Annotated in this window: 21 protein-coding genes; 9 read left to right on the top strand and 12 right to left on the bottom strand. The window is 72.5% G+C overall.

Annotation, left to right across the window (positions count from 1 at the left end):
- Positions 1-181: 181 nt before the first annotated feature.
- The 3 genes from EMA17_RS46575 to EMA17_RS46560 form a co-directional block, all read right to left on the bottom strand.
- Positions 182-1,981, bottom strand: a complete 1,800-nt coding sequence (locus EMA17_RS46575; RefSeq protein WP_126643289.1) for an immune inhibitor A domain-containing protein — start codon at positions 1,979-1,981, stop codon at positions 182-184.
- Positions 1,982-2,350: 369 nt separating this feature from the next.
- Complete coding sequence (locus tag EMA17_RS46565; RefSeq protein ID WP_126643287.1) at positions 2,351-3,058, bottom strand: RDD family protein; 708 nt, start codon at positions 3,056-3,058, stop codon at positions 2,351-2,353.
- A gap of 156 nt (positions 3,059-3,214) precedes the next feature.
- Positions 3,215-4,159, bottom strand: a complete 945-nt coding sequence (locus EMA17_RS46560; RefSeq protein WP_126643286.1) for an RDD family protein — start codon at positions 4,157-4,159, stop codon at positions 3,215-3,217.
- A gap of 116 nt (positions 4,160-4,275) precedes the next feature.
- On the opposite strand from EMA17_RS46560, the gene clpS reads away from it, so the two are divergent.
- From clpS to EMA17_RS46530, 7 genes are all read left to right on the top strand, one after another.
- Positions 4,276-4,566: an ATP-dependent Clp protease adapter ClpS gene (gene clpS, locus EMA17_RS46555; RefSeq protein ID WP_174861535.1), complete on the top strand. Its 291-nt coding sequence runs from the start codon at positions 4,276-4,278 to the stop codon at positions 4,564-4,566.
- A 103-nt stretch (positions 4,567-4,669) separates the two neighbouring features.
- On the top strand, positions 4,670-5,251 hold the full coding sequence (locus tag EMA17_RS46550) for a DUF2017 domain-containing protein (protein WP_126643302.1): 582 nt from the start codon (positions 4,670-4,672) through the stop codon (positions 5,249-5,251).
- 128 nt (positions 5,252-5,379) lie between these two features.
- Positions 5,380-6,789 (top strand): amino acid permease, encoded by a 1,410-nt coding sequence (locus EMA17_RS46545; protein ID WP_126643284.1) that lies wholly within the window; start codon positions 5,380-5,382, stop codon positions 6,787-6,789.
- A gap of 69 nt (positions 6,790-6,858) precedes the next feature.
- The gene (locus EMA17_RS46540; protein WP_126643283.1) at positions 6,859-7,272 is read left to right on the top strand and encodes a M67 family metallopeptidase; all 414 of its coding nucleotides are present in this window, start codon (positions 6,859-6,861) and stop codon (positions 7,270-7,272) included.
- A gap of 165 nt (positions 7,273-7,437) precedes the next feature.
- Positions 7,438-7,536, top strand: a complete 99-nt coding sequence (locus tag EMA17_RS56240; protein ID WP_360307782.1) for a putative leader peptide — start codon at positions 7,438-7,440, stop codon at positions 7,534-7,536.
- Positions 7,537-7,703: 167 nt separating this feature from the next.
- Entirely contained in the window at positions 7,704-7,985 is a 282-nt protein-coding gene (locus EMA17_RS46535; RefSeq protein WP_078977063.1) for a MoaD/ThiS family protein, read from the top strand.
- Complete coding sequence (locus EMA17_RS46530; RefSeq protein ID WP_126643282.1) at positions 7,985-8,935, top strand: PLP-dependent cysteine synthase family protein; 951 nt, start codon at positions 7,985-7,987, stop codon at positions 8,933-8,935. Before EMA17_RS46535 ends, EMA17_RS46530 begins: the two co-directional genes overlap by 1 nt.
- A gap of 94 nt (positions 8,936-9,029) precedes the next feature.
- Here EMA17_RS46530 and EMA17_RS46525 read toward each other — a convergent pair whose 3' ends face one another.
- A complete protein-coding gene (locus EMA17_RS46525; RefSeq protein ID WP_174861534.1) occupies positions 9,030-9,647 on the bottom strand; it encodes a TetR/AcrR family transcriptional regulator in 618 nt (205 codons plus the stop codon).
- A gap of 140 nt (positions 9,648-9,787) precedes the next feature.
- Here EMA17_RS46525 and EMA17_RS46520 point away from each other — a divergent pair, with 140 nt between their 5' ends.
- Positions 9,788-10,762, top strand: coding sequence for a quinone oxidoreductase family protein (locus tag EMA17_RS46520; protein WP_126643280.1), 975 nt, complete (start codon positions 9,788-9,790; stop codon positions 10,760-10,762).
- A 326-nt stretch (positions 10,763-11,088) separates the two neighbouring features.
- Positions 11,089-11,799, top strand: coding sequence for a GNAT family N-acetyltransferase (locus EMA17_RS46515; protein ID WP_246127326.1), 711 nt, complete (start codon positions 11,089-11,091; stop codon positions 11,797-11,799).
- Here the strand turns inward: EMA17_RS46515 and EMA17_RS46510 are convergent.
- The 8 genes from EMA17_RS46510 to rph all read right to left on the bottom strand — a co-directional run bounded on the left by EMA17_RS46510 (position 11,778) and on the right by rph (position 23,370).
- Positions 11,778-16,568: a DNA repair ATPase gene (locus EMA17_RS46510; RefSeq protein WP_126643279.1), complete on the bottom strand. Its 4,791-nt coding sequence runs from the start codon at positions 16,566-16,568 to the stop codon at positions 11,778-11,780. The genes EMA17_RS46515 and EMA17_RS46510 overlap by 22 nt on opposite strands.
- A gap of 44 nt (positions 16,569-16,612) precedes the next feature.
- The gene (locus tag EMA17_RS46505; RefSeq protein ID WP_126643278.1) at positions 16,613-18,643 is read right to left on the bottom strand and encodes a flotillin family protein; all 2,031 of its coding nucleotides are present in this window, start codon (positions 18,641-18,643) and stop codon (positions 16,613-16,615) included.
- A 147-nt stretch (positions 18,644-18,790) separates the two neighbouring features.
- Positions 18,791-19,435 carry a hypothetical protein gene (locus EMA17_RS46500; protein ID WP_126643277.1) on the bottom strand — a complete coding sequence of 215 codons (645 nt, stop codon included), beginning with the start codon at positions 19,433-19,435 and terminating at the stop codon, positions 18,791-18,793.
- A gap of 127 nt (positions 19,436-19,562) precedes the next feature.
- Positions 19,563-20,672 carry a PucR family transcriptional regulator gene (locus tag EMA17_RS46495; protein WP_126643276.1) on the bottom strand — a complete coding sequence of 370 codons (1,110 nt, stop codon included), beginning with the start codon at positions 20,670-20,672 and terminating at the stop codon, positions 19,563-19,565.
- Positions 20,673-20,778: 106 nt separating this feature from the next.
- The gene (gene rdgB / locus EMA17_RS46490) at positions 20,779-21,381 is read right to left on the bottom strand and encodes an RdgB/HAM1 family non-canonical purine NTP pyrophosphatase (protein WP_126643275.1); all 603 of its coding nucleotides are present in this window, start codon (positions 21,379-21,381) and stop codon (positions 20,779-20,781) included.
- A gap of 96 nt (positions 21,382-21,477) precedes the next feature.
- Positions 21,478-21,828, bottom strand: coding sequence for a cupin domain-containing protein (locus EMA17_RS46485; RefSeq protein ID WP_126643274.1), 351 nt, complete (start codon positions 21,826-21,828; stop codon positions 21,478-21,480).
- Positions 21,829-21,965: 137 nt separating this feature from the next.
- Positions 21,966-22,364, bottom strand: coding sequence for a hypothetical protein (locus EMA17_RS46480; protein ID WP_126643273.1), 399 nt, complete (start codon positions 22,362-22,364; stop codon positions 21,966-21,968).
- Between the two features lie 280 nt (positions 22,365-22,644).
- Positions 22,645-23,370: a ribonuclease PH gene (gene rph / locus EMA17_RS46475; protein ID WP_126643272.1), complete on the bottom strand. Its 726-nt coding sequence runs from the start codon at positions 23,368-23,370 to the stop codon at positions 22,645-22,647.
- Between the last annotated feature and the right edge of the window lie 19 nt (positions 23,371-23,389).

Raw genomic sequence — 23,389 nt, 5'->3', positions numbered from 1 at the left:
GCGCCCGTCTCGTCGGGAGCTTCGGTCTTGGAGCCCCGTACGCCGGCGGTGGTCTGCCCCTTATATCGGGTTCATCCCGTATCGGTGGTCCGTGGGTGAGATCCAGTGTTCGTCGGGGAGTGCCCGGGGTGTTTCGGAATATGGCTTGGGGGATTCGGCGCGGTCTCTTGCTCCGTGGTTGTCATGGGGTTGGTCCGGTGATTGTGACTCTTGTGGCGCCGCCTGTTCTGGTGGGGCCTTCCGTGTGGATTTGTACGCCGCTGTGGGGGACCTTCACGCCGGCCGTGGGGGATGCCTGGGACCAGTAGGCGGTGGCTGTGTCGGTGAAGGTCGGGGTGCCCGGGCGGGAAGGGAAGGTGCCCAGGTGGCCCAGGGTGATCGCGGAGGTTTGTTCGGATTTTGCGGTCAGGGCCGCGTCGGCGATTTGGAAGCGGGTGGGCAGGGGTTTGCCGGTGGGGTCGCGGAGGGGGTCCGGGTGGATGTCGATCGGGAGGATCAGGCCCTCGCCCGGGTGGCGGGAGACGTCGTTGTCGGTGAACGCGGTGTCCCACAGCCAGATCAGCACGCCCTCGCCGTAGGGGAAGTGGATGGCCACACGTTTGCCGGCGGTGAGGTGGTACGGGCCGTCGACCAGGGTGGTGTCGGCGCCCACGTATTGGCGGTTTTCGACGATGTACCAGCGTTTCGCGCCGTCGGGGCGTGGGGGGAGTGGGATCAGCAGGGCCTGTGGGTCGCCCGTGGACTGGTTGGGGGCCAGTTGCACCACGGTTTTTCGGGTCGGGTCGACGACTCGGACGTCCAGCCAGCCGAGTTGGAGCTTGTCCCACGCGGACAGGGCGCCCGGCAGGGAGCCCGCGCCGTCCTCGTCGCCGAGGTAGGCGCCGAGGGCCATCAGTGACCAGAAGCCGGGTGGGCCTTCGGCGGAGTCGCCCCGGTCGTACAGGTCCGGCAGGCCCAGGTTGTGGCCGAACTCGTGTGCGATCACGCCCAGCCCGCCGTTCTCCGGCTGCATCGTGTAGTCGCCGACCCACATCCCCGAGTCCCCGATCGGCACCCCGCCCGCCCGGTTGTCGGCCGGCCCGGTGCGGCCCACCTGGTCGGCCTCCGCGTACCAGCGGTGCGACCAGATCGCGCCGCGGCCCTGTTCGCCGCCGCCCTGGGCCTTGTCCACGCCGGCGTGCACGATCTCCACGTTGTCCAGGTAGCCGTCGGGCTCGTCGAAGTTCCCGTCGCCGTCGAAGTCGTCCCGGTCCCACCGGTCGAACGAGGCGAGTCGCTCGCGGATCCGCGCGGCGCTCAGCCCCTCTGCGGCCCGCCCGTCGTACCAGGCCTTCAGCGCGTCGCGGACCAGCGCCCAGACGTCCCGGCAGACGTTCCTGCCACACGCGTCGTTGCCGTAGCGCGCCTCGTTGTACGGCACCCGCACCCAGTCGGCGACCTCGCCGTCGATCGAGTAGCGTCCCGCCGACTGCCGCAGGTAGTACGAGGCCAGGGACGGCGCGACCGTGCCCGGGCCGAAGAACAGGTCCCGGTAGTGGTCGCGTTCGTAGCTCGGCCGCCACATCGTGGTGGTGTCCCGGGCCCGGTCCGGCGCGGGGATCGTGTTGTGCCGTGGGCCGGGGCGCGAGTCGTGGCGCTGTCCGTTCGGGCCGTCGACGCGGTCGCCGAACTCGACCAGGATCACGAACACCCGCGACTCGGCGGGCGGTCGGGTCTCGGCGCGGCCCGCCTCCCCCGCCGGCACGGTGCGCGAGACCGGCCCCGGTTCCTCGGTCATCGCCCGCACCGCCGCGTCGCGCCGCTGTCGGCGCCGCTCGCTGAACGGGTGTGACAGGTCGTGGTCGCGTTCGGCGAAGGCCCCGGCGTCGGCCCCCGCGGCCGGTTCGCCGGGTCCCGGCGCCGCGGGAGTGGGCACCGCGGCGAGGATCGGCAGCGCGCACAACACGGTGACGAGGGCGGGAGTGACGCGCCTGGGATGCACGAGGACGCTCCGGGGCTCGGGTGGTCCGAGATCGAGGACCACCGCCCCGACCGATCGCGGGAGGGTGCCCGGAGTCGGGACCGATAAATCCCGATCGCGATCGAATGCTTACATTGCGCGTCGCGCGCAGTAGCGTGAAACAGGGGGGCGTGCACAAAGGGGTGCAGGGGAGGTGGTGCGTCGTGGCAAGAGGAGACTTCTTCCGACTCGGCTACGGCGTATTCGTCACGATCGTCTTGACGGTCTCACTACTCGCGGCATGGGAACCGCGCACCGTGGCGGGGGCTGCCGTCGCCATGGGCATCGGGGTCGCGCTCGGCACGACGACGGCAGTACTCGGGATCCGCGCACGGCATCACTCGGCTCGGGTCACGCCCCGCGGATGACCGTGGTGCGCGCGGCCTTGTCGTGCAGGCACTGGTGCCAGGGCTGATCCCACAACTGCCACAGGACGTTGACCAGCCAGAACAACGTGCCCAGACAGGGCACGATGACCGGAAGGGTGTAGACGCCGGCGCGGGTCCACGCGATCGACCCCGCGATGGGCCCGCCGTCGGCCACCCGAACCACCCGGATGCGCACCACCCGCTTGCCGAGGGTGCGGCCGAACCGGTCGAGTTGGAAGCCCTCGTAGACGAAGTAGATCAGCGAGAAGATCAGCCCCGAGGTGAATTGGGCGCCGAACGACACGTCGTCGTAGTCGTTGCCGGTGACCGGCCAGGAGATCAGGCCGGCGACCACGCCGACGATCAGGCTGTCGATGATCCGCGCGACCAGTCGGCGCAGCGGCCCGCCGAGCGTCGGCCCGCCGCCGTATCCGCCGCCCGCGCCCGCGCCGTAGGTCGGCTCCTGGCCGTACGGGCCGCCCTGGCCGTAGGGGTACTGGCCCGTGGGGTCCTGGCCGTACGGCGGCTGTTGGGACGGATCCCGTCCGTAGGGCGGTTGTTGCCCGGTCGGATCCTGCCCGTACGGAGGTCGGCTGCCGGCGGGCGGTTGTTGTCCGGACGGGTTCCCGCCCGTCGGGTCGTTGCCGGACGGATCGGAAGGCGGCGGCGGGGGCGGTGGGCTTCCTGTCATAAAACTGAGTAAAGCGGACATAACCCGACGTGAGCGTGACGCCTTCGGCCAACCCTGGCGTGTCGCGTCTGTACGGGTGACGGGTGACGGGTGACCGGTGACCGGTGACGGGGGCGGGCGAGTCGGGTGCGCCGTGCGGACCCGCCCGCCGCCCGTTCAGTCCCGGGCGACGAACGTACGGGCCGCCTTGTCGTGCAGCCCCTGGCGCCACGGCCGGTCGAACAGCCCCCACAGCGCGCCGAGCACGCCGACGACGAACACGCCCGGGACGTACAGGACCAGCCAGCGCCGTACCGACTGCCACAGCGTGGGGGTGTCGTGGCTGTCCAGGTCGGCCACCCGCAGGCCGAACAGGGTCTTGCCCAGCGAGCGGCCCCACTTCCAGGTGGGCAGCGCCTCGTACAGCAGCGCCGCCGCGAGCACCGTGCCGAGCACGATGGCGAGCGCGGTGCCGGTGGTGCCGTCGAGCAGCCACACCGTGGTGTCGCGCCCCTCGTAGCGGGCCCGGTCGATCTTGTCCCGGATGTGGTCGACCGCGTCCGGCACGACCGGGATGGCCACCGCGATGCCGGCCGCGAGCGGCACCAGCGCGTCGGCGATCCGGGCGAGCAGGCGCCGGCCCAGGTGCGCCGGCCGTCGCTCGTTGCTGCCGAACAGGTCGGCCTGTACCGGCCGCCACGGCCCCGGCTCGCCGTCGGCGCGCGGCGGCGGCACGGTCTCGGCCGGCGGCGTCGCCCCCCTCCGCCCACCGGTCGGCGCGGTCGGACCGGTCGGCCCCGAACGCGGCGCGCCCGGCCCGGCGGCCGGTCCCGGCTCGGCGCTCGGCGGCGCGTACATCCCGGTCGACGACATGTCGTAGGGCGCGCCGGTGCTCGTGGACAGCACCTCGCCGCGGATCACCCGGCCGCCCTGCTCGATCGCCTCGGGCGTGTTGGCCCGGATCGCGCCGCCGCCCACGTCGGCGGTCGGGCCGTCGGCGGGCCGGCCGGGTTCCTCGGCGGGCCGGCTGCTGTCCGGCACCCAGGCACCGCCGTCCCAGTAACGGATGTGGCCGGTGATCTCCGGGTCCGGGTACCAACCCGGTGCGGGCGCAGAGGACATGCGCGGGATTTTGCCGTACCCGAGGGGGGACGGGTACGCCCCGGGTCACATCCGGGCACGCCCACCCCCGTCGAGCCGGTTCGCCCGGGCCCTGGCCTGATGGCAGCATGGGTCCCATGAGTGTCGCTCCCATCGAGGTCGAGAAGCATCAGCCCGACGAGGACGTCCGGGCCGAGACCCCATGGGTGTGCATCGTCTGGAACGATCCGATCAACCTGATGTCGTACGTCACCTACGTCTTCCAGTCCTACTTCGGCTATCCGAAGCGCAAGGCCGAGAAGCTGATGCACGACGTGCACAACAAGGGTCGGGCCGTGGTGTCGTCGGGGACGCGCGAGGAGATGGAGCGCGACACGACGGCGATGCACGGGTTCGGGCTGTGGGCGACCATCCAGCACGACAAGTGACGCCCGCGCGGTTGGAACGACCCGGCCGGCCCCTCGGGTGGCCGTCGCACCCTCTCCTCGCCCATATTCTCCGGGAGTTGCACAGCCTGTGAACGGCCTCTTCATGCGCGGACGCTCGGGACGGCCCGAGATCGTCCTCGAGGACATGCACGTGCGAGTGCTGGCCGATCTGTGCGGTCAACTGGTCGAGATGGTCTCGCCGGACGACGAGGCGGTCGATCCGCTGGCCGCCGAATTGGGCCTGACCGGGCTCGGCTCGACCGAGGTGCCGGCCACTCCGGACGACCCGGCGCTGGCCCGCCTGTTGCCGGACGCCTACGCCGACGACGTGGCGGCGGCGGCCGAGTTCCGCCGGTACACCGAGACCGACCTGCGGCTGCGCAAGCGGGACAACGCGCGGATCGTGCTCGCCGACCTTGCCGAACTGGTCGATCTGACCGAACCGGCCGAGGACGACCGGGTCGTGAGCGGCCGCGAGCACCGGGTGGTGCTGGACGCGCCGGGTGTACAGGCCTGGCTCGGCACCCTCAACGACCTGCGCCTGGTGATCGGTACACGACTGGAAGTCACCGAGGACATGGAGGAGTTCGAGGCCAAGCTGGCCGACGACGACCCGCGCCGGTGGCTGTTCGCGGTGTTCCACTGGCTGGGCGGCCTCCAGGACTCCCTGCTCGGCGCGTTGTAACCGCGCACCGGCGCACCCACGACGAACCGGCCGTCCCCGCGAAAGGGACACGCAGGAACAATCGGAATACCGGTTTCCACTCCCCGTCGTTGGTAATACGGCCTCCGTACCGACGAAGGGGAGCGATCATGATGGATACCGAAGCCGGATCGGCCGCCTCGGCGGCCGGGCCCGGCGCGGACGCCGAGGGCTACGAGCGGGGGCTGAACGGCCGGCAGATCCAGATGATCGCCATCGGCGGGGCGATCGGCACCGGGCTGTTCCTCGGTGCCGGCGGGGCGATCGAGAAGGCCGGGCCGTCGTTGATCGCCGCCTACGCGGTGGCCGGCGTAATGATCTTCTTCGTCATGCGCGCGCTGGGCGAATTGCTGATGTACCGCCCGGTGGCGGGCAGTTTCGCGGAATACGCGCGGGAGTTCTTCGGTCCGTTCGCCGGGTTCGTCACCGGGTGGACGTACTGGATCATGTGGGTCGTCACCGGGATGGCGGAGATCACCGCCGCGGGCGTCTACGTGCAGTACTGGTGGCCGGCGATCCCGCAGTGGGTGACCGCGCTCGTGGTGCTGCTCGTGTTGTTCGCGGCCAATCTGATCTCGGTCAAGCTGTTCGGCGAGTTCGAGTTCTGGTTCTCGATGATCAAGGTGACCGCGATCATCGGGATGATCCTGGTCGGCATCGGGGTGCTGATCCTCGGTTTCGGCGAGGCCGGCGACCAGGCGTCCGTATCGCACCTGTGGTCCGACGGCGGGTTCGCGCCCAACGGCGTCGGAGAGACCCTGCTGGTGCTCCAGATCGTGATGTTCGCGTTCCTGGGTGTCGAACTGGTCGGGGTGACCGCGGGCGAGGCGCAGAACCCGGAGAAGGTGCTGCCGCGCGCGATCAACACCATCCCGTTCCGGATCGGGCTGTTCTACATCGGCGCCCTGGTGATCATCCTCTCGCTGGCGCCGTGGACCGACTTCCACGCCGAGGAGAGCCCGTTCGTGCTGGTCTTCGACCGGGTGGGCATTCCTGCGGCGGCGGCGATCATCAACTTCGTGGTGCTCACCGCGGCGCTGTCCTCGTGCAACTCGGGGCTGTACTCGACCGGGCGCATGTTGCGCACGCTCGCGGTGGACGGGCAGGCGCCGCCGGGGGTGAGCGGGCTCAGTTCGCACCGGGTGCCGGCCATGGCGATCACCGCCTCGGCGATCGTGATGGGGCTCGGGGTGCTGGTCAACGCGGTGGTCCCGGACAAGGCGTTCATGTACATCACCTCGGTGGCCACCGTCGGCGCGCTGTGGACGTGGGGCATGATCGTCGGCTGCCAGATGCGCTACCGGCGCGCGGTGGACCGGGGGCGGCTCGCCGGGCACGGCTTCCGGATGCCGGGCGCGCCGTACACGGGCTGGGCGGTGCTGGCGTTTTTGGTGATGGTGGTGGTCCTGCTCGGCTTCTCGGCGGACACCCGGATCGCGCTGTACGTGGTGCCGATCTGGGTGGCGTTCCTGGTGGTGGCGTACATCCCGGTACGGCGCGGGCACGGGGCGCGGGTCTGAGCGCGGGGGCGGAGCCGGCGCCGGCCGCGCGGGCACACGGGTCGGGCGGGTGCTCAGTACGCTCGGGGCATGCTCACCATCACCGCAGCCCTGCGCGATCGCATCGTCGCCCACGCCCGTGCCGACCACCCCGACGAGGCGTGTGGCGTCGTCGCCGGGCCCGAGGGCAGCGACCGGCCCGAGCGGTTCATCCCGATGCTCAACGCCGCGCGCTCGCCCACGTTCTACGAGTTCGACTCGGCCGACCTGTTCAAGCTCTACCGGGAGATGGACGACCGGGACGAGGAGCCGGTGATCGTCTACCACTCGCACACCGCGACCGAGGCGTATCCGTCGCGCACGGACGTGTCCTACGCGTCCGAGCCGAACGCGCACTACGTGCTGGTGTCCACGCGCGAGGAGGACACCTACGAGTTCCGGTCGTACCGGATCGTCGACGGCGTGATCACCGAGGAGGAGGTCGAGGTGGTGGACGCCTACTGACGGGGATCGGCGGGGCCCACCCGCCGTCGTCCCACCCGCCGTCGCCTCACCGTCGTCTCACCCGTCGATATGGGAAGTTCCGGCATGCGAGATCACATCGGAGCGCCCCGGGGGAATGGCTAGCATGACCATATGCGTTATGCGGGCGTGAATACGACGGAAGCGGTGCCGGGCGGAGCCCCGGGTGCCTTCCTCGTCGCACGCCTGCACGTCGACCTGTGCCGACTCTCCAGCGCCCTCTGTCGCGCTGCGCGCGTGGGCTGATCCCGAGGTCGGATCGGCCCACCAGGCACCCAGGCAGCAGGCACGTCCCGCAGCACCGGCGCACATGAACGACCCCCCGCCCCACCGCCTCCGATGGAGCGTCGGGGGTGCGGCCCGCGTCCGGACTGCGTTCTCTCCGTTCGCGTCACAACCAGAGGAGCGCATCCATGGCCATCGAGGTCCGCATCCCGACCATCCTCCGTACCTACACCGACGGCGCGAAGGCCGTGCCCGGCAGCGGCGCCACCCTCGCCGACCTGCTGGTCGACCTGGAGGTCCGGCACCCGGGCGTACGCGCTCGACTCGTCGAGGAGAACGGCGAACTGCGCCGCTTCGTCAACGTCTACCTCAACGACGAGGACGTGCGCTTCACCGGCGGCCTGACCACCAAGCTGGACGACGGCGACACCGTGACGATTCTTCCGGCGGTCGCCGGCGGCTCGATCTGATGCGTTACGACTCGTTGCTCGACTCGGTCGGCCGGACCCCGCTGGTCGGCCTGCCGACGTTGTCGCCGTCGCCGACGGTGCGGGTGTGGGCCAAGCTGGAGGACCGCAACCCGACCGGTTCGATCAAGGACCGCCCGGCCCTGCACATGATCGAGGCGGCCGAGCGGGACGGGCTGCTCACGCCGGGCTGCACGATCCTGGAGCCGACCTCGGGCAACACCGGCATCGCGTTGGCGATGGCGGCCAAGCTCAAGGGCTACGAGATCGTCTGCGTGATGCCGGAGAACACCTCCGAGGAGCGCCGAGAGCTGCTGCGCATGTGGGGCGCGCGGATCATCGCGTCGCCCGCGGCGGGCGGGTCGAACACGGCGGTGCGGGTGGCCAAGGAGCTGGCCGCGGAGCATCCCGACTGGGTGATGTTGTACCAGTACGGGAACCCGGCGAACCCGGACGCGCACTACGCGACGACCGGCCCCGAACTGCTGGAGGACCTGCCGACGATCACCCACTTCGTGGCGGGTCTGGGTACCACCGGCACGCTGATGGGCGTCGGGCGCTACCTGCGCGAGAAGGTCCCGGGCGTGACGATCGTGGCGGCCGAGCCGCGCTACGACGACGTGGTGTACGGGCTGCGCAACCTCGACGAGGGGTTCGTGCCGGAGCTGTACGACGGCGACGTGCTGACCACGCGCTATTCGGTGGGCTCCGCCGAGGCGGTCGGGCGTACCCGCGAACTGCTGGAGAAGGAAGGCATCTTCGCGGGCATCTCGACCGGCGCGGTGCTGCACGCCGCGCTGGGTATCGCGCGCAAGGCGGTCAAGGCGGGGGAGCCCGCCGACATCGCGTTCGTGATCGCGGACGGCGGGTGGAAGTACCTGTCGACCGGGATCTACACGGCGGAGTCGACGGAGGCCGCCGTGGAGGGGTTGCACGGGCAGCTCTGGGCCTGAGGCTCGATCTCCGTTCCCGCTGTCGAGGCCGCTTCCCGCCTCCCGGTTCGCGCCGGGGTGCGGAGGCGGCCTCGACGCGTTGGGGGCGCGGGCGTCAGGGGGCGGTGAGCAGGGCTTCGGCCAGGGTGTGGACGGCGGCGGCGACCCGTTCGCCCTCGCCCTGTTCGAGCAGGCGCAACACGGATCGGCTTTGCAGGCCGGCGAGCAGGAGGTGGGCCTGCGTCTCGGCGTCGAGGCCGGGGCGGTGGGCGGCGAGCAGGTCGGCGATGTGTCCGTGCCAGAACCCGTAGACCGGGTGTGCGGTGCGCGGGTCCTCGGTGGGGTCGACGTCCGGTTTCGGAGCGGTACTCGCGGCGTGGCCGAGTGCGGCCATCAGGCCCTTGTTGCGGGCGACCACGTCGACGATGGCGTCGAGGAAGGCGAGCAGGCGCTCGCGGGGCGGGGCGCCGGGGCCGAGCGGCGGCGGGCCGGTGGTGACCGCCTCGGTCAGGGCGAGCGCGCGCTCCGCCATCAGGGCCTCCATCAGGCCCATCCGGCTGCCGAAGCGGTGGAACACCGTGCCCTTGCCGACGCCCGCCGCCGCGGCGACCTGCTCCATCGAGATCTGCTCCGGGCGGTGCCGGGCCAGCAGCTCCTCGGTCGCGCGCAGGATCGCGCGCCGGTTGCGGGCGGCGTCGGCGCGTTCGGGGCGGTCGGTGGGGGCGTCGGGCATCGCGTTCCTCATCACTGGTCGAGGCTGGTGATCCATGGACAACTTGACCGGCGGTCCAGTACGTTCGAGTCAACTTGACCGGCGGTCCAGTTTGATGCCGGTCGATATCCACCATGTTCTCCTGCCGCCCGGAGGGTCGAATGCGACGAGTCCGCTACCACGAGTACGGCGATCCGGAAGTCCTCACCGTGGAGGAGGTCGATGTGCCGAAGCCCGGACCGGGACAGGTGCTGATCCGGAGCGAGGCGATCGGCGCCAACTTCGTCGACACCCGGTTCAGGCGCGGTCCCGCCGCCGGTCCGCTGTTCCGACGCCCGCTGCCCGGCGTGCTCACCGGTGACGTGGTGGGCCGGGTCGAAGCACTCGGCCCGGGGGTGGCCGGTCCGCCGGTCGGTGCGCGGGTGGCCGCATTGGCCGAGGACGCGTTCGCCGACTTCGTGCTCGCCGACGCCGAGTGGTCGGTGCGGGTGCCCGACGGGCTCGACCCCGGCGCGGCGAGTGCGCTGCCGCTGGCCGCGCCGGTGGCGCTGCGGGCGGTGCGGACCGGGCGACTCGCCCCGGGCGAGACGGTATTGGTGCACGCCGCCGCCGGGGGGATCGGCCACCTGGTCGTGCAACTGGCCAAGCTGCTCGGCGCCGGTACGGTCGTGGCCGCCGTCGGGTCGGCGGCCAAGTTCGACTTCGTCCGGGCGTACGGCGCCGACTTCGCCGTCGACTACTCCGCCGCCGACTGGCCGGATCGGGTGCGGGAGATCGTGCCCGGGGGCGTGGACGTCGTGCTGGACTCGGTGGGCGGGGAGATCCTGCGCCGCGGTTTCGACGTGGTGGCGCCGTTCGGGCGGGTCGTGGTCTACGGCGCGGCGAGCGGCGACGTGTCCGGCATCGCGCCCACCGACCTGTTCGCCCTCCGATCCGTGGCCGGCTTCTCCCTCCTGGCCTGGCGCGCCGCCGCCCCCGAACGGGCCCGCGAGGAGACGGCCGAACTCGCCGAACACCTGGCGGCGGGCCGCCTGCGGGTGGCCGTCCACGCGACCCTCCCGCTGACCGAGGCGGTACGGGCCCACCGAGTGCTGGAGGAACGCACCCAACTCGGCCGGGTCGTGCTCGTCCCGTAGCCGGCACACGGGCGCGGCCGTCGACGCCGATCGCTCCGCGTCGTCGGGGTCCACCGCGCCGTTCGGGTCCACCGCGTCCCATGGGGCCACCGGCACTTCGGCGAGCACGTGCACGGCGGCTCCGCACACCGCGCGATGGTCGACCGGAGCTCGCCCCGCACGACGCGGGAAGCGCGGACACGAGAGGCGCGCTCGGCTCTCGGTGACCAGGCACGCGAGGGGTCGGGTCGCCCGGAGCCTCGGCGGAGGGACCCGCGCTCGGCTTGTTGCAAACGCCTTGCAATAAGCTTGATCGGTTCGTGTCGCCGCCGTGATGGGGAGTTGTCGTGAGCACCGCCGATCGGGAACGGGTCATGTCCGACGCAGAGCTGATCCGGGCCTGGGTCGGCGGGTGGGCGGTGGCTCGGTCGGTGACGGCACCGGTCGCGGTGGACGGCGGGTATCGGCTCGACGTCGGGTTGCCCGGCCATCGGGTGCGCTACGTGTTCTTCGACCCGGACCGGCCGGCCGAGGTGGTTCGGACCCGGACCGAGCCCGGCACCTGGATCAAGACCCTCGCGCCCGTCGAGCGGGTGCGGCCCGCGCTCACCTCCGCGTGGACCGTGGGCGAGCCGGAGTATCCGATGACCGGGCCGCTGCGCCGACAGTCGGTGGCGGCGCCGGCCGGCTACACGGTCGAGGTCGAGAGCCGGGACGAGACGATCTTCGGCCGGCTGCTCGCCGCCGACGGCGCGGTCGCCGCCCGCGGGCGGATCGGGGTCACCGGGGACACCGCGGTGGCCGACCAGATCCATACCGACCCCGCGCACCGTCGGCGCGGCCTGGGCAGCGTGGTGATGACCGTGCTCGCCGACGCCGCCGCCGCGCGCGGCGCCCGGACCGGGGTCCTGGTCGCCACCGCCGCCGGGCGGGAGTTGTACCGCACGCTGGGGTGGACCCGGCACGGCGTGCTCACCGCCGCGTGGATCCCGGAGCCGGCGCAGGCCGCCGAGGCCGCGCCGGAGCCCGCCTCCGCTCAGCCGCGCGCCGCCGGGTAGGCCCGCTTCACCTCCGCCCACCGCGCCCGCTGCTCGGGGGTCGACCGGCCGCGCAGTTCGGCGAGCTTGAGCAGGTTCGCCTCCGCGTCGGTGGTCAGCGTCTGGGCCTCCGCCGCGTAGTGGTCGTCCAACAGCCGCTCCACCTCGACCTCGTCCAGCACCGGCAGGATGCGCTCGGCCAGCTTGTTGGTGTCCCGATACGAGCCCTGCAGCCGGAACGGCGGTTCGGTGCGCGCGGCCTCGGATTGCGCGGCCGAGGCGATGTAGGCCCGGTTCGCCGCGAGCACCGTCTCCACCACGTGCAGCAGTCGGCGCAACACGGCCAGGACGCGCTCCAGTTCGGTCGCGTCGTACGGGTGCGCGAGCCGATCCGGGCGCGCGGTGCCGTCGCCGCGGGCCAGCCGGATCAGCAGGTCCAGATCGGCCCGGTCGCGCCCGGCGAGCGGGGCCAGGACCGGGTTGGCGGTCAGCGCGTTCTCGATGTGGCTGAGCGCGAACAACTCCTCGCGCCCGCCGAGCACATCGCCCAGGTTCCACACGTCGGCCCGGTTGGCGAGCATGTCCGGGATCCGAAAACGCGCACCGGACTCGGTGTACGGGTTGCCGGCCATGCACACCGCGAAACGTTTCCCGCGCAGGTCGTAGCTGCGCGACTCGCCGTCGCGCACACCCTCGATCCGCCGCTGCGCGTCGCACAACGAGACGAATTTCTGCAGCAGTTCGGGCGAGACGTGCTGGATGTCGTCCACGTGCAGCAGCACGTTGGCGCCCAGTTCCAGGGCGAACCCGATCTTCTCCACCTCGCGCCGCGCGGCGGCGTCCGGCGCGGCGGCCGGGTCCAGGGACGTGGTGCGCGCGCCGAGCGCGGGGCCGTCGATCCGGACGAACAGCAGGCCCAGTCGGGCGGCGACGTATTCCATCAGCGTGGTCTTGCCGTAGCCGGGCGGGGACAGCAGGAGCAGCAGCCCCTGGCTGTCGGTGCGCCGCTCCGGCCCCGCGGCGCCCAGCTGTTTGGCCAGGTTGTCGCCGATCAGCGGCAGGTAGACCTCGTCGATCAGCCGGTTGCGGACGAACGCCGACATCACCCGGGGGGTGTGCGCGTCGAGCCGCAGCCGCTCGCGGGCGGCGGCGAGCAGTTCCGCGCGCCGGCGCTGGTACGCCCGGTACGCGGGCACCCGGGTGCGGCGGAACTCGTCGGTGCGCACCAGGAATTCGTCCAGGCGCAGGTCAAGCGTGCCGCCGTTCGCCACCCGCGGGTGGGCGCCGAGCAGGCCGGTGACGGTGGTGCCGATCGGGGCGTCGACGTGGTGTCGCTCCAGCGCCGCCCCGCACACCTCGACGGCGATCGCCTCGGCCAACTCCGGGGGCGGGGCGGTGTCGAGGCGTGCGGCGTAGGCGCCGAGCCAGGCGCCGACGAGCTGATGCCGCGCGGCCAGGTCGCCGTCGAGGGCCCGCAGGTCCTCGGCGAAGTCCTTGGCCGCGGCGGCGTCGTCGCCGCCGAGCGAGGCGCGGAAGCCGGTCAGGAGCGTGCGGGCGACCGCGCCGGTGGCGAAGCGCGGTCCGCCGGCGGCGAGTTCCTCGAACAGGTAGGCGCCGATCGCGGTGCTCGACGCGGTCGGCGGGGCCAGCGCCTCGGTCAGGAACCCGCTTGCCCGCTCGCCGAGTTCGGCGGCCAGGTCGGCGACGGCGGGGATCGGGCCGAAGGCGTCCCTGGCCCGGCCGAGCGACCGGGCCCGGGTCGTCCAGGGTTGCCGGGCGTCGGCGGCGACGCCGTGCGCCCAGTACAGCTGGGCCGCCGCCCGTACCTCCGGCGCGAACCGCAGCAGCCCGGCGCCGGCCCGCAGGCGCAGTACGGCCGCGAGCAGCGCCGCCGCGTCCCGGTCGTGCACCCCCCGGTCGTAGCCCTCGCCGGGGCGGGACAGCGCGATCCGCCGTACCTCGGCGAGCAGTTCCTCGGCCGGCAGCGCGTCGATCGCACGGCCCTCGGTCTCCGCGAGCACCACCGCCGCGAGGTATTCGGCCCGGTAGACCTGTGGCGACTCGGAGCCCAGCGGCTGGTCGTGGAAGACCCGATGGGCGGCGGGCAGCGGCTCGCGCACCACCTCGCGGTAGTCGGTGCCGGTGATCGCGAACGCGAGGGTGTCCCCGTGTGGGACCAGGGTCAACTCGATCGGGCGGTCGTGCACCGCGAACCGGTGCCGGCCGAGCCGTACGGTGCCCGCCGCGTCGTACAGTTCGGCCCGGTCGCGCAGGGCCCGGACGGCCTCCTGGCGGGCCGCGGTGAGCCGGCCCTCCAACTCGCCGGCGCGAACCGGGTCGCCGAGGCGGCGCAGTTCCCCGGCGGTCGAGCGGACCTTGCCGACCAGGGCGTCGGAGGCGAACCAGGTGTTGATCTCGTCGATGCTCGCGAGGGTGGTGATCCGGCGGGCGATGGTGGTGAGGACGCGCTGTGCGGAGTCGGCGAGGCGGCGGCCGTGCCGGGCCCGCTCGTCGAGTCGGGCCTGCTTGCGGGCCGAGAACGCGTCGTGGACACGCTCGCGTTCGGCGCCGATCCGGGCCAGGTGCTCGTCGAGCGCGCCGAACCCGGCCTCCAGGTCCTCGATCCGGGCCAGCAACCGGGCCAGGTGCTCGTCGCACTCCTCGGGCGTCTCGGCGGCGGCCAGCGCGCCGACCACGGTCTGCTCCAACAGCGCCATCTCGGCGGCGAACTCGGCGCGCTGCTCGGCGTCGAGCAGGTCGCGGCGGCGCGCGTCCAGGGTCGCGCGAGCCCGGTTGACCCCGCCCAGGACCTCGCCGATCCGGGTCAGGATCGTGGTGCGCACGCCGGCGTCGGTGCCGTCGAGGGTGCCGATCACCTCGGTGACCACGCGCAGCCCGTCGGCCTGTTCGTCGATCCGGGCGGTCAGCGCGCCCGCCTCGGCCACGGTGGTCGACGCGGCGGCCTCGGCGGTCAACTCGTCGACGATCCGGTGGGTGGCCACGAAGGCGTCGTCGTCGGCGAGGAACGCCACCGCCCGCCGGCCCGCCTCGGCCAGTGCCGCGACCAGCACGGCATCCGCCTCGGCGAGCGCGTCCGCGTCCACGTGGCGGAGGTCTCGCAGGCTCGCCAACCGGCCCTGGGCGTACCGGAGTTCGCCGAGCTGCCGGACACAGGCGGTGGCGCTGTCCGGCACCTCGCCGCGTACCCGCCGGGTCAGCGCGGTGGTGCTCGCGACCGCCTCGGCGAGCGCGTCGGCGGCGATCCGGCGCAGGTCCAGGACCCGGCGGAACTCCTCGACGACATCCGCAGCGGCGCCGCGCACGGTGGCCAACGGTTCGGCGAGGGACCCGAGTTCGGCGTCGCCGAGCCAGTGGTGGGTGTCCTCGACCCGGGCCGCGGCGGCGGTGATCGCGGTGAAGACGGCGGTCGTGGGCGCGGTCTCCTCGGCCATCGCGGTGATCGCGAGGGCGTCGGCGATGCCGCGGACCAGTTCCGGGTTGCCGATCCGGGCCAGGGGGCCGGTACCGGGCGGGCGCGCCGCGGCGTACGCGTCCGAGGTGTACGGCGTGTCCCACACCTGGACGGTGTGCGTCCGGGTGGGTTCGGCGTCGACCACCCGCAGGATCGCCATCGTGCCGTCCGCGAAGAACGCCCGGCCGTGCCCGACGATCGGCGCGGCGGCCTCCTCCCGGATCACGTTGTAGGACAGCAGCGTGATGCGGCCCTCGGCCCGGGCATGGAACACGTACAGCACGTCCTCGCCGTTGGGCGAGCGCACCGTCGCCTCGAACTCCGCGTCGGTGGTGTCGATGTCGAAGGTGCGCGCGCCGCCGGTGCTCGGGTGATAGCCGCCGGGGAAGACGATGCCCTGGTCGTCGGGCAGGCGCCGGCAGGCCGCCGCGATGCCGTCGAGGCGGCGCACCTCGGCGGTGCGCGTGTTGTACACCAGGTGGCGCGGCTCGCTCTCGTTGTACGGGCGCACCCGGACCAGCAACAGCGGTCCGACCCGGGCGTGCGCGACCTCGGCGTCGGCCAGCGACTGGAGCGGGTCGTCGACGGGTTCCGCGTAGACCCCCTCGGCGGTCTCGGTGTCGTTCTCGACCTTGACCACGAGCCGGCCGCCCGACGTGGCCAGATACAGCGTGTCGGCGATCGCGATGTGCGGGTGCCGGCCCGGTACGTGGTCGGCGCGGGTGCTCTCGGTCCAGGGGAAGTCGTACGCGTCCGGGATGACGTGCTCGCGCTCGCCCTGTGCGTCGAGGTAGGCGGGGGTGCCGTCGGGGGCCAGGCGCCAGCGCAACACCCGGATGTCGGTGAGGCGTTCGCCGACCCGGAAGACCGCGAGCAGGTGCGTCCCGGTGTCGCGCAGCCGCAGCAGTCGGGTGTCCCGGAAGTAGCGGTACAGCGCGGTGAAGTCCTGCCGGAACCGGGCGTCGTCGAGCAGGCCCGGGACGGCGTCGGTCGGGGCCGGCACGAAGCCCTCCGGGGTGCGCCGGTACAGCGCGAACACGTCGGCGGGCCCCACCTCCTCGCCGGGCCCGCCGCCGGTGTTCCAGCCGGCCAGGAGCAGGCCGCCGACCTGGACGATGTCCCGGGCCACCACGGCCCGTTCGGTGTACAGCCGGTGGGTGGCGGTCAGCGCCGGCGCGCCGCCGCCGTAGGTGCGCACCCGGCGCTCGTTCAACTCCCGGGCCCGCGTGCCCAGTTCGCGGGCCGCGACGAGCAGTCGCCCGCGCAGCACCTCGTAGGTCCCGGGCTCGGCCTCCGGGCCGCCCGTCTGGCCGCTCACGTTCGGGTCAACTCCCTCGTACGGCACGGTGATCGCGCGGCCCGCTACTTGGCCAGGCCGTTGAGCCGGGCCGGGGCGGTCAGGTCGGCGAGCCGGGTGTCGCCCAGCCCGCCGGCCCGGACCGCGTCCAGCAGGCCCTGGAGGGTGGCCGACTGCGGTCCGCCGCCGGCGATCAGCGCGCCGAGCGCGCCCGCGAGGGTCAGGTCGCGCACGCCGCCCGAGCCCAGGCCCGCGGCCAGTGCGCCGAGGTCGTCGACGAACGTCGAGCCGTTCGGGTCCAGCCAGGAGGCGGCCATCGTGCGCACGGTGTCGGAGCGGTCGACGAAGGCGTCCACACTCTTCCCGGCGGCCATCGCGCCCATGATCCGGTCGAAGAACACGCTGTCCCCGCCGACGATGTCGATCTTGGCGTTCTCCAGGCCGGTGGCCAGCACGGTGGCCTGTGCCTCGGCGATCTGCCGGTTCACCTCCAGGCCGGCGAGCCGGATCTCCTTCTCCGCCTCCAGGCGCAGTCGGTACTCCTCGTGTATCCGGCTGGACTCGTCGAGCGCGGCCATCGCGGCGGCCTTCTCGGTCAGGCCCTCGGCCTCGCCCTTCAGCCGCTCGCGCAGCCCGTCGGCGCTCGCCAGCGCCTTCTCGCGGGTCACCGCGGCCTCGGCCAGACCCCGCTTGGACACCGCGTCGGCCATCCGCTCGGTCACCTCGGCCTCGGCCAGACCCACGGCGGCGGCCTCGGCCCGCTTGCCCTCGGCGGCGCGGATCGCGGCCTGGGTGTCCAGTTCGGCCGACTTGCGCCGGGCCTCGGCCATGGTGAGCTGCTCGGCCGCGCGGTGGCCGGCCGACTGCTCGGCGGCCTCGGCCGCCTTGATGTCCTTGACCAGCCGTCCCTGGGCCTCGGCCTCGGCGTGGATGATCTGCGCCTGCCGCTCGCGTTCGGCCTCCTCGACCATCCGCAGCTTCTTGATCTCCTCCTCCTGCGCGGCCACCGTGCGCTCGACCGCGATCCGCTCGCGGATCACCTCGGCGATGTCCCGCTTCTCCGCCTCGACCTCCTTGTCACCGGCGATCCGGCGCAATTGGGTCTCCCGCTCGCGGGCGATCACCTCCAGGAGGCGGTCCTTCTCGATCCGCTCGTTCTCCACCGCGATCACCCGCTCGCGGTTCTTCTGCGCGACGGCGACCTCGCGCTCCCGGTTCTCGTTCTGGATCCCGAGCGCCTCCTCGGTCTTCATGTGCGCCGACTGCGCGCGCAGCCGCTCCTCGGCCTGCACCCGGGAGGTCTCCGCCTCCTCGCGGGCACGGCTGATCTCGATCTCGCGGCGCTGCTTGATCTCCGCGTCGGCCTGGCGGCGCTCCAGTTCGAGCACCGTCTCGCGGGCCTCGACGTTTTGCCGGGTCATCTCCTTTTCCTCGGTGCGCTGGTACTCGTTGGTGCGCACGTGCTCGATGGTGGTCAGCTCGGTGATCTTGCGAATGCCCTGGGCGTCCAGGATGTTCGCGGCGTCGAGCTGGCTCATCGGGGTCTGTTCGAGGAAGTCGATCGCGGCGTCGTCGAGGTGGTAGCCGTTGAGGTCGGTGCCGATCACCGCGAGGATCCGGTCCCGGAACTCCTCGCGCTTGGTGTACAGGTCGACGAAGTCGAGTTGTTTGCCGACCGTCTTGAGCGCCTCGGCGAACTTGGCCGCGAAGAAGTCCTGGATCGCCGCCCGGTCGCTGGCCCGGTCCGCGCCGATCGCCTGGGCCACCTTGATCACGTCCTCGACGGTCTTGTTGACCCGGACGAAGAAGTAGATGTGGATGTCCGCCCGGATGTTGTCCCGGCAGATCAGCCCCTCGCGCCCGGTCCGGCGGATCTCGATGGTCTTCACCGAGATGTCCATGGTCTCGGCCCGGTGCAGCACCGGCAGCACCACGGCGCCGGTGAAGGTGACGTCGACCGTGTTGGCCTTGGAGATGATCAGGGCCTGGCCCTGCGAGACCTTGCGGTAGAGCCGGGTCACGGCGAGGAAGACGACGAGCACGACGAGCAGGACGACGGCGACGAGCACGCCGATGCCCACGGTGATGGCATCCATCAGTGAAATCCCTTGGTCGAACGGGACGTTGGTGACCGCACGGGCAACGGCGCGCGGCGGCGGACGGGCAGGAGGCAGGGCGGGCGGAACGGAAGTCGGGCGGGTGCTCGTGGACCGGCTCGGGGCGGCCGGGAGCACGAAGGAGAGTCAGCCGGTGACGCGATCCGGGTCCAGCGCGCTGTCGAAGCGGGTGACCCGGAAGAACTCGCCGGCGACGTCGTAGTCGAAGATCAACGCGGTGCTGCCGGAGACCAGCCCGCTCTCGTCGGTGCGGACCTGGAGGAGCGCGGTCGAGCCGTCCTCGGCCCGGACCTCGGCCTGACCGAAGTCGTGGCCCACCCGACCGGTCCGGATCAGGCAGGTACGACCGACGAAGTCGGCCCGCAGGGAGGGGCGTTCGGCCTTCAGAAAGCGGCGGCCCAGCGCCCGCGCGAGGCGCGCGGCGAACCATCCGGCACCGAGCGCCGCGGGGAGCGCCGCGGCGCGCAGCCACCACCGCTCGGTCAGCGCGGTACCGACCAGGCAGCAGAACCAGGTCACGGCGATCGCGAACGAGATCGTGACCGTGACCGGGACACCGGCGGTGTCGCCCGGGCCGTGATCCCCATGGCCCCCGTGACCATCATGACCCCCGTGGGCCCAGGGCCCGTCATGATGGCCGCCCCCGGGGCCCCCATGGCCCACGGCGACACCGCCGATCAACACCAGCAACCAATAGGCCGCCACCACGACGAGCGCGAAGCTGAACAGAACGGCGGGAAACGCCAGTGCCGCCCGCACGAAATCCCCCACCGTCCCACCCCCCTCGGCCCGTCGTGCGCCGTCATGGTGACATCGCCGCGGACGCGCGCGCATTGCCGGAAGCCGGCAGTGTTGGCCGCTCCTTGACGTCCGATCCGCGACCCGGGGGACAACCCGGCTAAAGGGGGTTACTCGGCCAGCCCAGGACGCGGGCACCGAGCGCTGCGGTCTCCAGGGTGTAGCGCTGCAACGCGTCGGCCGGGTCGTATCCGGTCAGCGTCCGGATCCGCTCCAGCCGATAGGAGAGCGTGCGTACGCTGATCCGCAACCGACGGGCGGCCTCGGCGTTGACGTAGCCCGCCGCCGCGCACGCCGCGATCGTCTCCAGGAGCGGGGCCGCGCCACCGCGCGCGTGCACCAGCGGCCCGAGCGCGGTGCGGACCAGATCGGCCATCGCCGCCCGATCGCGCAGCAGTACCGGGAAGACCAGCAGATCGGCCGCGTCGAGCACGGAGCCCGGCAGGTCCAGCCGCTCGGCCAGGTCGAGCGCGCCCAGCGCCTCCTCGTAGGACAGCACGACGCCGCCCGCGCCCGGGTGCGATCGGCCCAGGGCGACCCGGTCGGCGCTCTCCCGCCCGCCGCCCGCCCGGGTCGCGTACTCGGCGAAGGCGGCGAGCACCGGCCGCTCGTCGTCCGGCGCGACGCACACCAGCCGGCCGCCCTTGGTGGTCAGCAGCACGTCGCGTTCGCCGAATCGGCCGATCAGCTCGCGCTCGACCCGGCGGGCCAGCGGGTGCGCCTCGTCGTACGCCACCGCGCCCACGGCCACCGCGACCACGTGCGCGCGGGCCAGCCGCAGCCCGAACCGCTCGGCACGCTCGGCGAGCCGGCCCGGGTCGCTGCGGCCGTACAGCAGGTCGTCGATGAACTCGCGACGGGCGGCCTCCGCCTGGCGGACCGCCAACCGCTGGGCCCGCTCGTGGCCGGCGCCCAGCGCGGTGATCGCCGCCTCGGAGGCGGTCAGCACCGCCTCGCCCGCGCGAGCCGCCTCACCGACGCTTCCCGCGCGGGCGACGCCCGGCAGGGTGGTCCACACGCGGCGGGTCTCGCGCAGGTACAGGTCGACCAGCGCGCGCCAGTGGTGTCCGGCCTCCGCGGCCCGCTCGCCGAGGTCGGCCAGCACGTCCAGCTCGGCGCGCCGCAACAGGCGCCCGGTGGTCGAGATCTCGCCGAGCAGTTCGGCCCAGTCGCGCAGGAACTCGGCGGGTATCCCGTCGTGGCTCTTCACGCCTTGCCCCCGTACCCCGTAGCCCCGCTTCGCTGCCGGAAACCCGGCACGAAGACGCTACCAACCCTGCCGAATCCCGGCAGGAACGGGCGGCCGGGCGGGGTGGTCAGCCGATCAGCTCGGACACGATCGGGGCCAGCGCGCGAAACGCCTTCCCCCGGTGGCTGATCGCGTTCTTCTCGGCGGCGGTCAACTCGGCGGCGGTGCGGGTGTCACCGGCCACTCGCAGGATCGGGTCGTAGCCGAAGCCGCCGGTGCCGCGCGGCTCGCGGGTCAGCGTGCCCTCGAACCGGCCCTCGACCACCCGCTCGGTGCCGTCGGGCAGCGCGAGCGCCGCCGCGCACGCGAACCACGCCGCGCGGTGTTCGTCGGCGATGTCGGACAGTTGGGCGAGCAGCAGCCGCAGGTTGGCCGTGTCGTCGCCGTGTGTGCCGGCCCAGCGGGCGGAGAAGATCCCGGGCATCCCGTTGAGCGCGGCCACGCACAGGCCCGAGTCGTCGGCGATCGCCGGGAGTCCGGTGGCCCGCGCGATGGCGTGCGCCTTCAGCAGCGCGTTGGCCGCGAAGGTGAGCCCCGTCTCGGGCACGTCGGGCACATCGGGATAGGCGTCCATCCCCACGAGTTCGACGTCGAGTCCGACGCCCGCGAGGATCTGCTGGAGTTCGACGACCTTGTTGGCGTTGCGCGTGGCGAGTACGAGACGGCTCATGGCGCAAAGCCTAGGGTCGCCCCGAGCACCGACCGAATCCGGCGTGCGGGTCACCGCCGTCCGGGCGCGGGTGCCCGGATCGCCGCTCGGTCGCGACTACTTGGCGTAGTCGTGGATGTTGCCGGCGAAGTCGAAGACCAGCGCGGTCTCGTCGCCGACGACCCACGCGTCGTGGCCCGGGTCGCAGACGAAGACGTCGCCCGCCTTCAGGTCCTTCTCCTCACCGTCGTCCATGCGGATGTGCATGTGTCCCTGGGCGACGTAACCATTGTGGTGGAACTGGCAACTGTCGGTCCCGGCGATGGGCCCGACGTCCGTCGACCAGCGCCAGCCCGGTTCGAATCGGGCGACGCCGAAATCGACGCCTTCCAGACTGACCACGTCCAGGTGACCGTGCGGTATGTCGCGGCTCTCGTCGGCTTCGTTGATCGATCGCACAGCGAGCATGGTGGATCATCTCCTTCGGAGGTCACCACTTCCATCCTGCGCTTCGGCGCGGACGATCGCGAGCGCACCGCGGCGCCTCCTCCGCGAGGCTCCCCGCCCGTCCTGCTCGATCCGCTCGGCCCGGTCGACCGCGCGACCTACTTGACGCAGATCGTGGTCAGGTTCTTCGCGCCGTTGATCAGCGGCTGCACGTCGCTCGCGCTGAGGTTGCCGCCGTTGGCCGCCTTGGTGCTGAGCTGGGTGATCACGTCGCCCAGGCCGTTCGCGGCGTTCTTCGCGTCCTCGGAGTCCAGGTCCTTGGTCTTGTCGTTCAAGGTCTTCTGGAGGTTGTCGAGCGCCTTGCGGGCGGCGTCCGGGTCGTTCAGCACGTTGCCGAGGCTCGCGATGTCGTTGGTGAGGTTGGTGGCCAGTTCGGCGCACGAGATCGCCTTCTGCGCCTCGCTGCACGCGGCGGTGGCGAACAACGCGCCCGCCATGGCGGTGGCGGCGATCGTGACGCGCAGAACCCGGCGCGGACGGTACGTGGCGCGGAACATGGTGCTCCTCGTCAGGGGCGGGCCGTCGGGCCCGGCGTGGCTGCCGCTGATCGGGATGACCAGGTGCCATGACCGTACTGGTGTCCGGGGCCGCGCCGGGCCGACGGTCGCACACCCGGTGCGTGTCGGTTGCGCGTACGTGACACTCGAAACCGACGCGTGACCACCGTTTGCCACGGTATGCCGGGAACGCCCCCTCGGGGTACCGCCATTGCCTCCCCGCGGCCCCGGGACCCGAAGCCCGCGCCTCGTGGTCCCCGGGGCTGCGCCACTCGGCCGCTCAGCCCTCCAGGGCGCGCCGCTGAAGCGTCGTCAACTCCGCGCAGCCCCGGGCGCCCAGATCCAGCAGGTCGTTCAGCAGCGCACGGTCGAACGGCTCCTTCTCCGCGGTGCCCTGCACCTCGACGAAACGCCCGTCCCCGGTGCAGACGATGTTCATGTCGGTCTCGGCCCGCACGTCCTCCTCGTAGGGGAGGTCGAGCATCGGCACGCCGTCGATGATCCCGACGCTGACCGCCGCCACCGACCCGATCAGCGGATTGGCGCCCTTGCGGGTGAGCTTGTGCTCGCGCGCCCAGGTCACCGCGTCGGCGAGCGCGACATAGGCCCCGGTGATCGCCGCCGTCCGGGTGCCGCCGTCCGCCTGGAGCACGTCGCAGTCCAGGTGGATGGTGGTCTCGCCGAGCGCCTTGGTGTCGATCACCGCACGCAGCGAGCGGCCGATCAGCCGCGAGATCTCGTGGGTACGCCCGCCGATCCGGCCCTTGACCGACTCGCGGTCGCCGCGGGTGTGGGTGGCGCGCGGCAACATCGAGTATTCGGCGGTCACCCAGCCCTCGCCGCTGCCCTTGCGCCAGCGCGGCACACCCTCGGTGACGCTGGCGGCGACCAGGACGCGGGTGCGACCGAACTCGACGAGGACCGAGCCCTCGGCGTGGTCGAGCCACTTGCGCTGGAAGCCGATCGGGCGGAGCTGCTCGGGGGTACGGCCGTCTACTCGTGACATGCCTCCAGCCTAAGCCGTG

Origin of the sequence: Embleya hyalina, from assembly GCF_003967355.1 — a bacterium.
In the GTDB taxonomy this organism is placed as follows: domain Bacteria; phylum Actinomycetota; class Actinomycetes; order Streptomycetales; family Streptomycetaceae; genus Embleya; species Embleya hyalina.
This window is presented reverse-complemented; position numbering and strand designations above follow the sequence as displayed.

Bases quoted from the DNA above. Each gene is read 5' to 3' on its own strand.
- EMA17_RS46480 (WP_126643273.1), bottom strand. From the start codon at position 22,364: ATGTTCCGCGCCACGTACCGTCCGCGCCGGGTTCTGCGCGTCACGATC.
- EMA17_RS46550 (WP_126643302.1), top strand. From the start codon at position 4,670: ATGCGCGGACGCTCGGGACGGCCCGAGATCGTCCTCGAGGACATGCAC.
- rph (WP_126643272.1), bottom strand. From the start codon at position 23,370: ATGTCACGAGTAGACGGCCGTACCCCCGAGCAGCTCCGCCCGATCGGC.
- EMA17_RS46485 (WP_126643274.1), bottom strand. From the start codon at position 21,828: ATGCTCGCTGTGCGATCGATCAACGAAGCCGACGAGAGCCGCGACATA.
- EMA17_RS46525 (WP_174861534.1), bottom strand. From the start codon at position 9,647: ATGCCCGACGCCCCCACCGACCGCCCCGAACGCGCCGACGCCGCCCGC.
- clpS (WP_174861535.1), top strand. From the start codon at position 4,276: ATGAGTGTCGCTCCCATCGAGGTCGAGAAGCATCAGCCCGACGAGGAC.
- EMA17_RS46565 (WP_126643287.1), bottom strand. From the start codon at position 3,058: ATGACAGGAAGCCCACCGCCCCCGCCGCCGCCTTCCGATCCGTCCGGC.
- EMA17_RS46540 (WP_126643283.1), top strand. From the start codon at position 6,859: ATGCTCACCATCACCGCAGCCCTGCGCGATCGCATCGTCGCCCACGCC.
- rdgB (WP_126643275.1), bottom strand. From the start codon at position 21,381: ATGAGCCGTCTCGTACTCGCCACGCGCAACGCCAACAAGGTCGTCGAA.
- EMA17_RS46505 (WP_126643278.1), bottom strand. From the start codon at position 18,643: ATGGATGCCATCACCGTGGGCATCGGCGTGCTCGTCGCCGTCGTCCTG.
- EMA17_RS46530 (WP_126643282.1), top strand. From the start codon at position 7,985: ATGCGTTACGACTCGTTGCTCGACTCGGTCGGCCGGACCCCGCTGGTC.
- EMA17_RS46560 (WP_126643286.1), bottom strand. From the start codon at position 4,159: ATGTCCTCTGCGCCCGCACCGGGTTGGTACCCGGACCCGGAGATCACC.
- EMA17_RS46545 (WP_126643284.1), top strand. From the start codon at position 5,380: ATGATGGATACCGAAGCCGGATCGGCCGCCTCGGCGGCCGGGCCCGGC.
- EMA17_RS46520 (WP_126643280.1), top strand. From the start codon at position 9,788: ATGCGACGAGTCCGCTACCACGAGTACGGCGATCCGGAAGTCCTCACC.
- EMA17_RS46535 (WP_078977063.1), top strand. From the start codon at position 7,704: ATGGCCATCGAGGTCCGCATCCCGACCATCCTCCGTACCTACACCGAC.